This is a genomic window from Paenibacillus sp. FSL H7-0331 (assembly GCF_001956045.1).
The window spans coordinates 131,822-145,263 of sequence record NZ_MRTH01000004.1 but is presented as its reverse complement, the minus strand read 5'-3'; the positions used below and the strand labels follow the sequence as shown (position 1 = coordinate 145,263).

Genomic DNA, 13,442 nt, shown 5'->3' with positions numbered 1-13,442 from the left:
AAATTCATCGAATTAAAGCAGACGACGTATCGAATTTTTCATTTTTTGATGACATTGAAGTTATCCTCGATAAGCAGCCAGTTCTGAGGAAAGCTTAATCCGAGCTTCCAATAGCTGATTCCCCGAAGGTTTAATTCCTTTAATAAATCAAATTTGGCTTGAATCGATCTTGCGTCCTCAAACCATACGATGTGGGTTTTACCATTATCGTCCCAGTAGGTGAAATGTGGAGCCTGCGCCACGTAATCGTATTGAATCGCAGCCTGCCGCTCACGGGCCAAATTAATAGCCTCCTGAGGACTTAAAGCTCTGGCATACGCTCCTCCGGCCACAAAGGGCAAGGTCCAGTCGTATCCGTAGAGGTTTTGTCCCATCATGATCTTGGAGGCGGGAATTTCCGTCAGCGCATATTCCAATACTTGCCGAACCGGACCTATCGGGGATACAGCCATAGCAGGCCCACCGCTATACCCCCATTCATAGGTCATGATGATGACAAAGTCAGCAATCTCACCATGGGCACGATAATCGTGTGCCGAGTACCATGCACCCACTTGGGTTGCGCTGGTCTTGGGTACGAGCGCCGTTGACATCAAGAATCCCTCATTATGGATAATGTCCGCTGCTTTACGTAAGAAACGGTTGTAGGCTTCTCTATCCTGTGGACGCAGATGCTCAATATCAAAGTGAATATCCTTGAAATCAAGCCGCTTGGCTGTTTGAATAATCGTATCCAATAAGGTATCCTGCAGCTGCTCGTCATTTAATAGGACTGCGCCAAGCTCTGCGCTGAATTGTTGCTCCAGATTGGTTATAACCATCATCAGCGTCACATTGTTATTACTGGCTATGGTCTGGAGACCAGCGAGAGGAGGAGCCTTCAATGTGCCATCGCGTTGGATGCGGAAGCTAAAAGGAGCAAGATAAGTAAGATGGGGGGCCGCTTGCCGGGCTGCCTGGAGAAGTGGAGGTGAGACCGTATCACCACGAGGCTCGATATAAGCATTAACCTCGATATTCCTGCGAGGCCTTGGTGGAATATATAACCTGAGGCCCACGTTGAGTGGCTGGTTTGGTGCTAAACCGTTGACCGATGCCAGCTGCTGCGGTGATATTCTGAATTTATTGGCAATCGTATACAGGCTGTCCCCGCTCTCTACCCAATAGTATTGACCCGTGATCGGGATTACTAATGCCTGTCCCACGACCAACGACTTATCCGGTGATAGCTCATTTGCATCTGTAATGCTTTGAATACTTACACCATAAGCTTGTGAAAGCTGATAGAGCGTCTGGCCTGGCCGGACAACCTGGATCTGCATGACGTCCCCCCCTTAAACATTCCTTATTAAACATATATTCAATTACATCGAATAATTGTTCGTTTAGTAAAAAAATGTTTAGCGTTAGTGACCAAGCCACTCCTGAGATAATCGGATATCGTTCATATTGCTCATTTCCAGCACCCAAGCACCTGAATAACTATACTCGTTGGCCATGGCTAGCACCGATTTCAGAGGAACGGTTCCTGCTCCCAGCCGAAGATGATCGTCATGCTGCCCCTGGTTATCACTAAGATGAATACTCGTTATAAACGGCAGCAGGCTTTGAAACGACTGTTCACATTGCCCTTCACCCATCAAATGCATATGACCCACATCATAAACAATTTTCACACGTCGGGATTGTACGAGATGGATCACTTTTTTCAAAAACACGCTATCTGTGCCCAACAATCCAGGATAAGGAGGCACATTTTCCAAAGCAAGGATAACTTGTGATCCTTCGGTTTCGTTCACAATCTCCTGCAAAAAGGCAGCTATTCTCAGCGCTGCTTCATGACTCGCGCCATCCCGATCCACCTTGTCCCTGCTCAGCTCTCCGGGGTGAAGCACCACATAAGCACATTCCAGCAGCTCCGCAATCTGCAAGGTCCGAAGCAGCAGCTCCGTGTTAGACTGAATTAACTCCTCTTCCTCCGCTGCCAGATTCAGATTCGCTATGGGAGCGTGAATCGTCCAGATGATTTGATTCTCATCTCCAAGCTGTTTCAGCACATTCAGTCGTTCCTGCGGCCAATCCAACAATTCTCCATGACGCCCTTCACACATAATTTCAATCGCTTTACAGCCTTTATTTATTAAATGATTAACCGCCTCATCCAAGGGAATATCTGCCAAAGCATACGTCGAGATCAAGCATTCATTGCCTTTCAGCATATTCATCATCCTTTCTTGGTTATTATTTCATTCCTGAATGAATGAAGCTGTTCATAAACTGTCGTTGAAATAACAGGAATCCGATCATCAGCGGTGCGATGACGAGCAGTGTAGCAGCGCTGACTTCAGTCCATTGAGCACCTATCTCGAACGACTGTGCGAATATAGCCAGACCTACCGTCAAGGGACGGTTCTCTACGGAGTTGGTAACAATTAAAGGCCATAGGAAATTGTTCCAATGATAGCTGACGGATACGAGCCCAAAGGCCACATAAGTTGGACGGGAAAGCGGGAAATAGATTTTCCACAAAATCTGCCATTTCGAGTAGCCTTCCATTACAGCAGCCTCGTCGAGCTCTGGAGGGATCGTCTTGAACATCTGCCGCAGCAGAAAGATGCCAAAAGCCGATGCAAAATACGGCAGCATCACACCGAGCTTGGTATCGAGCAGTGACAATTCCTTGAGTACGCTGTAATTCGGAAAAATCAACACATCGGCAGGCACCATAATTTGGATAAGAAACAGCAGGAACACGATATTTTTCGCGCGAAACTCCACTCTTGCAAAGGCGAAGGCAGCCATCGAAGCCGTAATCATCTGTACGAGGAATACGCCCACCACGATCAGGATCGTATTCAAATAGTATTGCGCGAAGGGTGCAGCCGACCAGACCCGGGCAAAATTATCAAGTGTGAACTCCAGTGAAAATGAAGGTGACAAAGCAATTTGCCTGGGGCGGAATGCGGTTACCGTCATCCAAAGCAGCGGCACTAGCCAGAAGGCGGCACCTATATATAAGAGCCATTGGCTTATATTCAATTTTTTAAGCAGCATAGGGATCGCCTTTCTCCCCCTCACGGGAGCTTACTTGGGCCTTGAGAGGCATCAATGATAATGAATTTTTTTGTCCAGTCCGAGGAAATTTAACGCTGCAAACAATAGAAGAACCCCAATCATTACAACCGTCAAGGTTGAAGCCATTCCCTGATCCCAGAAGCTGAACGCAGATTCGTAAATATAATAGAGCAGCAAATTACTGGCGTTGTTCGGTCCACCCTTGGTCATAATCAGCAAGTGATCCACCAGCTTAAACGAATTGGTCAAGGCCACAATGGAAACGAATAATGTTGTCGGCATCAGCAGTGGAAAGGTAATTTTACGAAATACCGTCCAGCGTCCCACACCATCCATCTGTGCAGCTTCATACAAATCCGGAGAAATATTTTGCAGACCGGCTAAGTAAAAAATCATAAAATATCCGGCCTCCTTCCAAATTACCATAATCACCATTGCCCACATTACATACTGCGGTGATCCCAGCCAGTTCACATCGGTTTGCATAAAGCCTTTCATGACTCTGCTGAGCAATCCATACTGCGGCGTGTAAATAAACAACCAAATATTAGCTACTGCAATCATCGGAATTAACGTTGGATAAAAAAATGCGGTCCGTGCCAGGCTTGTGCCCCGCATTACTTTATTGGTGAATACCGCCATAAGGATCGCTAACAGAATCGAGGTCGGGACCGTGCCAATCGCAAACCACATATTGTTGGACATGACCTGCCAAAAAACCATATCGTCCAGCAAATGCTTATAATTATCCAAACCGTTGAAAATAGGTACCGGTGTCGCCAAATCGGCTTGATAAAAGCTGAGTCGAATCGTTTTGGCAATCGGATAGAACGTAAATAGAAACAAAAAGACAAGCGATGGCGCTAGAAGCATCCAGGCAAACGCATTGGTTTTCCAGCTAAAGACTGATTTTTTGCTGCCCAATTGGGGGCCTCCTCGCATTAATATCTGAGTAAGTCCGTACATCATGAAGTTAAGTAAGGGGAAGCAGTCTGCTATGCGTCCTGTTCAGTGCCGCAGCATTGCCTCCCCGCTTTCAACAATTACTTATTAAAGGGTGCAAGCGCCTTGTCTGCTTCCTCCTGTGCCTTTTGCAGAGCTTCAGCAGGTGCCATACTGCCTGTCAACACGGCCTGTATCGGATCGTTTAATGCTTTCATAACCTTGCCGTTGTTATGTGTGGATAACTCCGCAGCGGCATATTGCAGCTGATCACGGGCAATTAGAGCTGCGGGGAATTCTGCCGCATATTTCTTCATTCGTTCTGTATCATAGGCCGATTTTTTAACAGCGACATAACCGGTATCGATGCTCCATTGTGCAGCAAGCTCCGTTTCGGTCATAAATTTCACGAATTTCCAGGCTGCTTCCTGCTTTTTCTTTTCGATATCTTTGAAGATATAGAAGTTTCCGCCACCTGTTGGACTTCCAAAGCTTTTATTTTTAGGCAGGAAGCTCACACCAAAATTGAATTTGGCATTTTTCTTCACGTTGGATAAGTTGCCGGTTGTATGGTACATCATCGCCGTCTTGCCTTCCAGGAAGTCAGAGGGTACAGTTCCCCATTCGGTGACGCCTTCCGGCATTACTTTGTCTTTCTTCGCCAAATCGCTCCAATATTGCAGTCCTTGCACGTTCTCAGGTGTATTAAACATGACCTTTTTACCGTCCTCGGACATCAAATTTTTACCATTTTGCAACGCAAAGGTTTGCATCATCCAGTAAGCATATCCCGTCACCGGAATTTCCAAGCCCCATACCCCGTTTTTGGTTAGCTTGCTCGCATAATCCTTCATCTCGTCCCAGGTTTGAGGAGCCTTCTCTGGATCAAGCCCTGCCGCTTTAAACAAATCCTTGTTGTAATAAAGCACAATGGTGCTGCGTTGAAACGGAATGCTGTATGTCTTCCCGCCGGTTTGGGAGTTTGACATAAATGCCGGATAGAAATCGGACAAATATTTATCGCCGCCTTCTTTGGCAATGAAATCATCCAACGGAACGATCGCGTTCATGTCCAGCAGACTGAACAGCTCGGTAGACTGAAGCACGGCCACATCGGGTGGATTCTTGCTCTGTACGCCTGCTTGGGTTTTGACTGCGGTATCCGCATAGCTGCCTGTGTATATCGGCTTAACGGTTATGTTCGGATTAAGCTTGGTAAACTCCTGAGCCATGCTTTCAATCGTAGCCGTCAGAGGACCACCCACAGCAATCGGATAATAGAAGCTAAGCTCGACCTTCTCTGCTTTCGTATCGGTCGGTGCCCCTGCAGGTGCTGCCGCAGATGGCTCGGTTGTCGTTTTGGCGCAGGCGGCCAGCATGGAGACGCATAAAGTAAGACCTATCATTTTTGTTGTGAGGGAACGCATAAGTAAATCTCTCCTTTTTCCTATGATCTTATTTGTGAAGAACTGCCCACTTCCGCCGCTTCCTCATTCACTGTAACAAACCATTGTGATCCCATGATTACAGCAGTGTGAAGCAGGTGTAAACTCTAATGCTCTGTGCTTTGCTGCAGTGGTTCGTCTGAGCCTGACTGCTTACACCTGTTCCTTATGCATGGTCAGGATCGATAGTAAATCATCCAATGAATCCCATACATAATCAGGTTGTATCAGAGATTGTTCGATATCTCCCTTCGCCGTGACCCCCGTCAATACAAGCGCCGTGTAAAAGCCATGATTTGACCCGAATAAAATATCCGTTTCCAGCCGGTCACCCACCATTAGACAACGTTCGGCACTCAGACCGCTCCATTCCTGCACTTTAGCTGCATAATGCTCGGACGGCTTGCCGATAACAGCATGCGGTGCTATACAGCTTGCCGCTTCTATGGCCTTCACCATCGACCACGTATCAGGGATGACGTCGCCGACGACCGGACAATTCGGATCGGGGTTCGCAGCGATCAGGGCAGCTCCATTGCGTACAGCCGTCATAGCTTGATGAAGCTTATCGTAATCAAAATGCATATCCATACCTACAAGCACATGTGTAGCGGCAAGCGGGTCCATCGTATGCTTGACCCCCTGCTCATCCAGCTCACTGAACAGTGCCGGCTCCCCGACTGCAAATACCAGCGGCTCCTGCGTGCCTTCACGCAGATATATAGCTGCTGTGAAAGCTGCCGTCACGATTTCCTCCAGGTGCGCCTCAAGGCCAAGCTTGCGCAGCCGATTCACGCAATCCATACGGGTTCGCGTCGTAGTATTGCTCAAGAACAAAATCCTTTTTCCTGTTTGCCTTAACACGGCCAAAGTTTCCGAGACACCCGGGAGCAGCTGTTCTCCAAGTAAAATCGTTCCATCCAAATCAAAAAAGTAACCATCCCAATCCATCACATCCGGCAATCTGTGAGCATCTCCTTTCTTGGAACAACACAAAAAACCCTCTATCCATCAAACGGAATCGGCGCGCCCAAATAAAGGCGGTTCCACTTGCTGCATAAAAGGGTTTTCTCTTCGGCTCGTACCCTTGTATATTCGATTAGTTATTACATCTCTACTTTACCAAGCTTCTGTTATCGGAGCATCAAGCGGAAGTTAAGATTTTGTAAACCTGTGACATTATTAAATCCATAGCCGCTTGCTGCCCATCGATACAGCACTGGCACCAGCCTGTAAAGCCATTGTAATCTCACTATGATCGTGAATTAATCCACCAGCGATAATAGGTATGGAAATCGTATCACAGAGTTTGGTAATCACACGAGGGATCAACCCAGGCATAATTTCAACAGCATCGGGCCCACTCTGCTCAATGTTGTGGATGCCATGCTCCAAAGCCGACGTATCGATCAAAAAAATCCGTTGGATCGCCATCAGCCCATTTTTTTTGGCATGCTTTACAAAATGGCTCTTTGTGGATATGATGCCTGTCGGCCGCAATCGCTCGGCTACAAACTTCATTACAATCGGGTCGCCACCCAATCCCGTAATAAAATCGACATGCAGAAAAATCTTTTTACCTGCTTGTTGCACTTGTTTAATATAATCCTCCACGGTGAGCAGATCGCCGATCAGTAGGAAAACTACCGGACTGTCGCTTCGGCAGGCTGCTTGCAAATCCTCAACCTTGCGAACCGCAGGTATGATCCGTTTGGGGCCCCAATAATCATGTTCAATATTACTCATTAGCCAACATCCTTTCCAACTCTTACACCTATTCCAATTTACCAGACTATTGTTTGCGCAATATTAACTTAAATCAACAAAAAGTTTACTTGGACTGTTAGGCACAGCCCAAGCAAACTTTTGTATGCAACCATTTTGTTCATACAGCTTCGCTCACCAAACCCGAATCAAGAAACGAAGCGCATCAAACCTAGTTAATAAAATTGACTTTGCTTAAGAAACGTTTCAATATAACAGCGGATTGGGCACGTGTTGCATAGCTTGCCAAATCGAGCGTGTCTGGTGTCATTCCATTCATCAGACCCGCATGCACAGCGGTAGCTACCTCGGATTTAGCCCAAGCGATCTTATTGGCATCCTTGAATGGCGCCAAGGTTTCGCTTTGCTGTGCTGCCGAAATCGCCGTATCCACGCTTACGAAGGACATGGCACGGATGACCATAGCAGCCTGCTCCTCACGCGTAATTTCCCTATCAGGACGGAATGTACCATCCTCGTAGCCGCTGATCAGACCTACTTTCGCCGCAGCAGCCACCTCAGGAGCATACCAGGCATCGGAGGCTACATCGCGGAAATCACTCTTGGCAGCAGTTGGGCTTATACCCAGGGCACGAACAAGCAGTGCCGCAAATTCCGAGCGAGAGATATTGCGATCACCCTCGAAACGGCTATCGCTAACCCCATCAACCACCAGCTTGTTAGCCAGCAACTCCACGTCCGCTTTTGCCCAATGGTTGGCCAGATCGGTGAAGCTTTTGTTATTCTCCATTACGGTATACATACTGTTGCCATTTCGTTTAAGTGTAGCTGTTGTCTGACCATCCTTCGTTTCGAATACGGTCGGAACGAACCGGAGCATTTTCGTTTCCGGGATAAACTGTACACCCGTCGCTTTCTTGAAATCGACTTCCTTGCCAAGCTTTAACTCGCGAGCCACATAGGTGGAGCCAAAGGATATAGGAAGTGATTGGCCACTCTTATTGACTGCCTGAACATCAAAATCTACGGCAGTGGCGATTTGTTGTCCGCCTGCTTTCACCACAGCTGCTGCAACTGCTGCCGCCATGCTGTCGTCAAGCTTCTTGATCGTCACCTGGATCGTCAGGTCATTCACACTTACACCCAGCTGCTGTGCCAATCCCGTTAGATTTAAAGTGGATACTGGCAAATAATAAGCAGCATTGCTATCGCCTGTAATGACCAGTGTGCTTCCGTTTATTTGTGATGCATCCAACAGCCCAGCCGCGCTGAGCTCCAGCTTCTCGCCTGTCATATGCACCTCAACTCTGGTGCCAGCAGCAAATGCATTTCTGAGTTGACCCGCATCCAGCTTGCCATCGACGGCTTCAAGCTTAACGGACTGTTTGCCATCACCGTTATTGCCTGTGCCAGATGTTCCAGTTCCAGTTCCGGATGTATCCGGGGTTGTGGAGGAGCCGCCCGAACTCGAATTGGACGGTTTGAGCACCACCGTAACGTCAATGGAAGCGGTCGTGTTGCGGTAAACAACATCAATCACTGTAGAACCGGTTAGGAGCGCCCGCATCTTACCGTTCTCTACAGATACAATGGTATTGTCACGAGGTGTGTAGGCTGCATAAGGAGTTACAATTTGGCTATCCTTTGCAGACAAATAGGTTACATTGTCGATGTTCTGTTCTCTGCCCACAATAATCGTATATTGCTTCGGATCCACACTGAGTGTATAGGTTACTGGCTCAGGATTCGGGTTACCACCACCCGGGTTTTCTCCTGGGTTACCACCGGGATTCTCTCCTGGGTTTCCACCGGGATTTCCGCCCGGATTACCTCCTGGGTTTTCTCCTGGATTACCTCCTGGGTTCTCCGGCTCCTGCCCTTTGACCTCAATAGTGATCGGTTTCGTATACAAATCATATTTCCGGCTGGCGTCCATGGCGGCTGTATATCTGAGCAGCACATGCGCGGTTCCTGACTTCTTGGCTGTTACCTTGCCTTGATCCACCCCAATGAAATCTTGACCGTCCAGCAGCACGACTTCCGGGGTTACGGTCGATTTGGTGCCTTTGTAGGTTTCGACGGTTGCATGTAAGGACAAGCCTTCATCCTTCAGCAACACATAGTTGTCTTTCTCCGGTTTAACCGAAGCGGCCCAATCCGCAGCCCACAGCGCATAATCGGTCGTTAACCCAAAGGCTCCTAGCGCGAACAAGTTTTTAAGATCATCCTGGTTATTAATGGTCCACGGCGATACGATTAATCCACGGTGCTTGGTTGCCTCCAGGAAGTTCTTGCCAATCCCATAATAGCCTACGTTGAACGTGGCATTAAGACCTTGAACCGTTCTCAGCGCATCACGCAGTGATTTATTGGCGTTCGTCTCATTAGAGCTGATGCTGTTCACCAGCAAGCCCGAAGGCATCTCCGGCATCTGATCAGCCAGCAGCTTTAATTGATTCGAGCTAAAGGACATCGAGTCGACAAGCCCCTCTGCCTTCATCTCTTTAAGCAGCTTGACGTAGGCAGCAACAGCAGCTGGCGTGCTCGTCTTGATTTCAGCCATGACCATTTTCCCTCTACTTGCAGCCAGTTCAATCTGCTCATCCAGTGTCGGAATTTGAACATACGGAAAGCCTGTTGGGAACGGCTTATTGGCATTCAGTTTCTTTAATTGCTCCAGTGTAAAGTCCTCAACATTTCCTGCGCCATCCGTTGTATGCGACAATTCAGCATCATGGATAATGACTAGACGATTGTCCTTGGTTACATAAATATCATTTTCAATAAAGTCTGCTCCGTTATCCAACCCAAGCTTGTCACTTTCGATCGTGTTCTCGGGAGCGCTCGTCGGCATGCCTCTATGACCGATAATATAAGGCTTACGGATCAATGTTGTATTATTCGAATACAGTTGAAAAGCAGTGAAAGCTTCATTTGGTGAATCCGTGACAATTCCGTTCACTCCAGCTGTAATCAAGCTGTGCATCGACAGGCTGTGACCAGTTGCACTAGCAGCTTCCTTCGACCACACTACGATCAGCCGCTGCTGAAGGTACGCAACATTATCCATGGAGGCTGCACTCTGTGGCAGCAGTGCGATCTTGGCAAGGCTGCGTGTGGTTTGTCTACGAATGTCCAACAAGCCCTCTTGCGTTACATCTTTAATATTACTGAAATCTACAATACCACGGATAATTGGATAGGCCGTTCTTGCCCTCTTAACCAAATCCCCCTTGTCAGAGATGACAAATGCATCTTCCATACCCTTGTTCTTCAGAGCATCCATCAGCTTATCTACAGTCTGCTCATCCTTAATGTAAAAAGCAGGAATCATCCGGTTTCCGATCGTGTCCAAAATAGTGTCAAGACTTGCAATTTCCGTCTGGCCTGTTGGATCTGTAACCTTTAAATCACTGTTCACATGGACCATTACAGTCGCAGGCAGAACAGGTCCGGTTAATGCTGTCAAATCCTTCATCGTCTTCAGCTCGGTGATCACAGACGGGGCCATGGAAATTCGGCTTTCCGGCTCTGTAACCTGGACGAATCGTTCACTCGGCATCGGCGGCAGCGCCTCTTGCTGCAAAGTGATTCGAATATTATCCACCTTCATTTTACTTCCGTTGGACTGAAGCCCAATTCTTCCTTTCGTATATGCTGTTGCCGCGTTGCTGTCTACAATTACCCGGTCATTAATCAACTCCTGCACCCGACTTCCATGGGCTTTGACCGTATAATGATATAATTTAGCTACATCAATAGCTTCGGAATTCGAACCTGTCTCCATTACGTTCCATCCATTGGCAGCTGTTCGCTCGGCAAACTCAATCCCATTGGATGCAGTTGCATCCTTCCTAACAGCCATTTGGTAGTAGGGATAGTCGTTGTTTTGTATTCTGTACATGATCGAGTGCCATCTGGCCGCGTCGTTGGCAGCCAAATGCGTAACATCAGCTTCAATCCTGTAATTGCCGAACAGTCCCAAATAATCGGGCAGCAGCACTCGGGAAGGATTATCGGGAGCAGCACTCGCATTCAGCTCAAATGCTCCGGATTTCACCACAGCTGCACCAACTGTAGTCCCCTCTTTTCTCGTCCATCCTTGAGGCAGTGAGCCCTCTGCGGCATTATCAAAGTTCTCTTCGTATAACGTGTATTCACTATCACCAGCGTTTTTAACGACTAGAGCCATATTCGCTGTAGCACCATTTGCTGCAGCAGTAAGCATGTAAACGCCTTTTGTTTGCGCCGTTATTTTGCCATTCGCTACAACGACGTCAGGACTGCTGGGAGTCCAGGTTAATTCATCGCCCTTGATAGTTCCCGTTGAAAAGTCATTAAATTCCGCTTTAAATATAACCGAATTCAGCAGCACATCCTGACCAGCAGTAGCCAAAATATAACCGTCATCATGCTTGATGGATGTCGCCTTAATCCCTGTCAGAGACGGTGTAACCGTAATTTCTTTTGATACTTCCTGGTTATAATAAACAGCTTTAACCATTGCTTTACCCGGCTTGATAGGATAGATCTTGTTGTCAATAATTCTAATAATGCTTTCATCCAATGAATATAGCTTCACCCGTCCATCAGAAGGGGAATCTGTTACACCATCCGAATAATACACACTGGCTGTGACGCTAGCCGGTCCTGTCAGGGCCTCAAGTGTGCCAGGCATCGTCATATCGAGCCGATCAGCCGTAATACGGGTCACTTTCAGATTATCGAAGGAAACCTTGCTCTGATCACCTTGAAAACCGATTGCTCCTCTTTCTGGCAGCATATCCGGAGTCAAGAACTTATCCCCTTTGAGATCAAAGGCGGGCGCACTCTTATCTTTAAAATAATCCTGAACATGATTATCGAAGACTCTTACTTTCATCGTATAATCTTTGTTCAGCGCTAGTCCCGCTCCCGTAAGGGTGATTGGTGAGACCCAGCTGCCATCAGGCTTTCTATAGGCGACCTCAATAATACCATTCGGCTTAATAGCCATTTGCGAATAGGGAGGTTTGCCAGTGGAGGGTGCCCGGAACATAATTGAACCCCATCTTCCCGTATCCTTCCATGCATCGAACCGAACATCCGCTTCAATGACAAAATTGTCCCATTGGACCGGCGCTATAATGCGACTTTGTTGACCGGAAGTAATCCCATTAAAGGTCATTCTTCCATTGCCATATGTATCTTTCACTACGGAGAATGGGGGGCTTCCGGCATTAATATCCGAAATCCATCCGTCTGGAATTTGACCTGTAGCATAATTGTCGAAATTTTCCTGAAGAATTACATTGTTCAAGCTGCCTGAAACCGGACTGCTGTCCACAAGCGTAATGTTTCCAAAACCGGAAGTATCATTCCAGAAGGAAAACGAGTTATAAGCACTCCAGAAGCTGGTTCTATTCTTGGCGGGGTCCGTATCATAACGGTCTGTAGCACCAATTTCTAAACCCAATTGTTTTTTCAACACCGGGTCAAAATTGATCATATCCCACGGCAATGCGACTTCAAGAGACCAACCTGTAGCGGTTTTACTGATGGCCCTCAATATTTTCTTATCATCCTTGGCTGCCTGACCATTAGCTGCAGCACCATAATGAAACTCAGGTACCGTCGTATTCGGTTTATATACAAAACCAAGCTGCATGTCATCGGCCACATAAGGTGTGGATTGATGAAGCTTGGGATCCAGGAACACATTAATATTGTCCTGTTCAAACCAATTCCCCGTTCCCCCGTTCACAAGCGTGTCGTCATCAGCCTGAATTCCCAAATATAAATATTTATTATCCCACAGTAAGCCAAATTTGCTGTCTTTAAAGGTGCCTTCGCCTACACGCGCATTCAGAGGCTGATCAATTTTCCAGACCGAATCATCCAGCTTGCCGTCAATTACGGGTGATGTTATCGTCTTATTCACATCCAGCGATTTTCTCCCTGCATCCGCAGCATGAACCTTGGATGGAAGCATAGGCACTTGAAACATACTGCTTATTAAACTTATTATCATGATTACAACTACATATTTAGCATGCTTTTTCATGGAGTACCTCTTCATCAATTTTCAACCCTTTCATGAGTTCATTTACAAACCATCGACATGTGAACATCTGCTGTTAAGCCCGCGGTCTCCTTCCCTTGAACAACACAAAAAACCCTTTATCCATCAAACGGAAGCGGCGCGCCAAAACAAAGGCTCTTCCATTTGTTGCATAAAGGGTATTCTCCTCGACTCGTACCCTTACCTATTCGTTT

General features: G+C 47.2%; 8 protein-coding genes. All 8 read right to left on the bottom strand.

From position 1 onward, the window contains the following. Positions 1-38: 38 nt before the first annotated feature. Entirely contained in the window at positions 39-1,322 is a 1,284-nt protein-coding gene (locus BK127_RS07495) for a glycoside hydrolase family 18 protein (protein ID WP_076229404.1), read from the bottom strand. Positions 1,323-1,406: 84 nt separating this feature from the next. Next, complete coding sequence (locus BK127_RS07490) at positions 1,407-2,225, bottom strand: sugar phosphate isomerase/epimerase family protein (RefSeq protein WP_179097414.1); 819 nt, start codon at positions 2,223-2,225, stop codon at positions 1,407-1,409. Positions 2,226-2,241: 16 nt separating this feature from the next. Then, on the bottom strand, positions 2,242-3,054 hold the full coding sequence (locus BK127_RS07485; protein ID WP_076229402.1) for a carbohydrate ABC transporter permease: 813 nt from the start codon (positions 3,052-3,054) through the stop codon (positions 2,242-2,244). A gap of 51 nt (positions 3,055-3,105) precedes the next feature. Next, on the bottom strand, positions 3,106-3,948 hold the full coding sequence (locus BK127_RS07480) for a carbohydrate ABC transporter permease (RefSeq protein WP_372237347.1): 843 nt from the start codon (positions 3,946-3,948) through the stop codon (positions 3,106-3,108). Positions 3,949-4,118: 170 nt separating this feature from the next. After that, entirely contained in the window at positions 4,119-5,444 is a 1,326-nt protein-coding gene (locus tag BK127_RS07475) for an ABC transporter substrate-binding protein (protein ID WP_076229400.1), read from the bottom strand. 171 nt (positions 5,445-5,615) lie between these two features. After that, on the bottom strand, positions 5,616-6,416 hold the full coding sequence (locus BK127_RS07470; protein WP_305954290.1) for an HAD-IIA family hydrolase: 801 nt from the start codon (positions 6,414-6,416) through the stop codon (positions 5,616-5,618). A gap of 228 nt (positions 6,417-6,644) precedes the next feature. Further along, a complete protein-coding gene (locus BK127_RS07465) occupies positions 6,645-7,208 on the bottom strand; it encodes a glycerol-3-phosphate responsive antiterminator (protein WP_076229399.1) in 564 nt (187 codons plus the stop codon). A gap of 190 nt (positions 7,209-7,398) precedes the next feature. Further along, positions 7,399-13,230 carry a glycerophosphodiester phosphodiesterase family protein gene (locus BK127_RS07460; RefSeq protein WP_076229398.1) on the bottom strand — a complete coding sequence of 1,944 codons (5,832 nt, stop codon included), beginning with the start codon at positions 13,228-13,230 and terminating at the stop codon, positions 7,399-7,401. Positions 13,231-13,442: the final 212 nt, after the last annotated feature.